Annotated in this window: 3 protein-coding genes; all 3 read right to left on the reverse strand. The window is 57.6% G+C overall.

The window, feature by feature from the left end; genetic code table 11:
• Positions 1 to 22: 22 nt before the first annotated feature.
• From tnpC to GGR95_RS18745, 3 genes are read right to left on the reverse strand one after another with little or no spacing between them, the layout of a single operon-like run.
• Positions 23 to 1,549, reverse strand: a complete 1,527-nt coding sequence (gene tnpC, locus GGR95_RS18735) for an IS66 family transposase (RefSeq protein WP_184568387.1) — start codon at positions 1,547 to 1,549, stop codon at positions 23 to 25.
• A 54-nt stretch (positions 1,550 to 1,603) separates the two neighbouring features.
• On the reverse strand, positions 1,604 to 1,957 hold the full coding sequence (gene tnpB, locus GGR95_RS18740; protein ID WP_184568388.1) for an IS66 family insertion sequence element accessory protein TnpB: 354 nt from the start codon (positions 1,955 to 1,957) through the stop codon (positions 1,604 to 1,606).
• The gene (locus GGR95_RS18745) at positions 1,954 to 2,349 is read right to left on the reverse strand and encodes a transposase (RefSeq protein ID WP_184568389.1); all 396 of its coding nucleotides are present in this window, start codon (positions 2,347 to 2,349) and stop codon (positions 1,954 to 1,956) included. The genes tnpB and GGR95_RS18745 overlap by 4 nt, the downstream gene beginning before the upstream one ends.
• Positions 2,350 to 2,434: the final 85 nt, after the last annotated feature.

Here is a 2,434-nt window from a genome sequence, read left to right on the forward strand (position 1 = left end):
GTAAGCGGTGCGTCGATCCCACCTATTTGACGTAATTCCACGGTAGCAGATCGTTGATCTGGCTTTGTTTGTGGCCTGCAACGATGGCTGTGAGCGTGTGGGCCAGATAGGCATGTGGATCGACAGCGTTCAATTTGCAGGTCTCGATCAAGGAAGCGATGACGCCCCAGTTTGTGGCTCCGGCGTCGTGGCCGGCGAACAGCGCATTTTTGCGATTCAAAGCGATGGGCCGGATCGTGCGTTCCACGGCATTGCTGTCCATCTCGATACGGCCGTCTGTCAGAAACAGGCGCAGTCCATCCCAGTATTTTGCGATGTATTTAAGCGCTTCGCCCAGAGGGGCTTTTGCAGACAACCGGGCGCGATTGGTCCTGAGCCACGCTTCAAACGCGGCGATCAATTGCGCTGACCGGTCTTGCCTTGCTGCCAGTCGCGCCTCGGATGTCAGGCCTCGGATATCCTTTTCGATCCGGTAGAGTGCAGCGATCTGTTTCAACCCATCTTCGGCGATGGGGGCGGTGCCAGATTGTGCAACCTCATGCAGTTTGCGCCGCGCATGAGCCCAACAATAAGCGAGTGCCACTTGGTCATCGGCGCGTTTGAGTAAACGGTTATATCCCGCATAGCCATCAACTTGAAGGATGCCGGAGAAGCCTTTCAAAATGTCATCAGCATATTGGCCAGATCGCCCTGGCGCATAAGTAAAGGCGACGCCAGGTGGGGCCGTGCCACCCCACGGCCGATCATCGCGGGCCAGTGCCCAGAAGTAACCAGTTTTGGTTTTGCGTCTGCCAGGATCAAGCACTGGCGCGCGGGTCTCGTCCATAAATAACTTGGTGGAGCGCTTTAGATCGGTGATCAGCGCATCGAAGACAGGGCGTAGCTCATAGGCTGCTTTACCAACCCACCCTGCGAGGGTGGATCGGTCAAGGTCGATGCCCTGACGGCTATAGATTTGTGCCTGGCGATAGAGAGGCAGATGATCAGCGTATTTGCTCACCAAAACATGCGCCACTGTGGCCTCTGTCGGCATGCCGCCGGGGATAAGTCGGGCGGGTGCAGGCGCTTGCACCACACCATTGGTGCAGGCCCGACAGGCATATTTCGGGCGGCGGGTGACGATGACACGGAGCTGCGCAGGGATAATGTCCAGTCGTTCAGACGTATCCTCACCGATCACATGGCGCTCAGCACCGCAGCCGCAGGTCATGTTATCGGGCGCAATCACCTCTTCAATGCGGGGCAGATGCTTGGGCAGTGAGCCACGGTTGGTCTTGCGTGGTTTTGCCGAGCGCGATGCAGGCGCATCTACCGCTTCGTCTTCAGCATGGACCACTGCCATCGCGGTTTCGATGTCTTCAAGTGACAGCTCATATTGTTCGGGGTCGGCCTTCTCGGACCTTGCGCCAAACAGGGCACGTTTGAAGTCAGATACCAGTTTCTCCAACTGATCAATACGATCCTGCTTGCGCAGATTACGATCTTCTGAGGCGACAAGCAGCGCCTTCAGTGCCTCAATATCATCAGGGAGATCGGCTGGTTTTGACATGGAGAATGACTACCATTTCCAGCGCCCCGGCACCCCTGCAAAAGACAGCCTGATTCACTCTGCCGCAGTGGGAGCGCGCGCCGATAAAGCCCTTACTTTGCGCCAATCCAAGCCCGAGAACAGCGCTTCAAACTGGGCGTGGTTCAGCGACATCAGGCCATCCTTGATAGCAGGCCACGTGAAGGTGTGTTCCTCCAGCCGCTTATAAGCCATGACCAAACCGGTGCCGTCCCAATACAGTAGCTTCAGCCGATCTGCCCGCTTTGAGCGGAACACAAAAACTGTCCCAGTGAAGGGATCCTTGCGCAGCTCGTTTTTGACAAGCGCTGCCAGACCGTCATGCCCCTTGCGAAAGTCCACCGGCTTGGTCGCGACAACGATCCGCACCCGGTTTGATGGGAACATCATGAGGACGTGTTCAAAGCACGGGCAATCTCGGCAATGCGCACTGCCGATGTGCCTGCATCCAGTCGCACAGTGACGGCACCGCAGATCAGGTCCAACGGCGACGGCGGATCAGGATCAGGTGTCGCCTCAACATCTTCGCGCACAACCAACGCCGCAAAGCTTGGCTCCGCGCTCACAGCGGGCAGAACCAGTTTGCCCTCGCGCGCCATGCGCCGCCATTCCGACAAATGATTTGCCCGCATGTCATACCTCCGTGCAACCGCGCCCACCGAGGCACCTTCAACCAATGTCTCGGCCACGATCTGCGCCTTCACCGCATCCGGCCACCGGCGATGACCACGCGGCCCCACAACCAAATCAATGTTACTGAGAAACTCCGTTGAGCGCTCCATGGAGAAACTCCCTTATAATCCATCTGTCAGGGCTGAATCTCAGATCAGGGGCTCACAAGGAAGGTGGGGTGGGCGCACCGCTTAC

The sequence above is a fragment of the Sulfitobacter undariae genome, assembly GCF_014196805.1.
In the GTDB taxonomy this organism is placed as follows: Bacteria; Pseudomonadota; Alphaproteobacteria; order Rhodobacterales; family Rhodobacteraceae; genus Sulfitobacter; species Sulfitobacter undariae.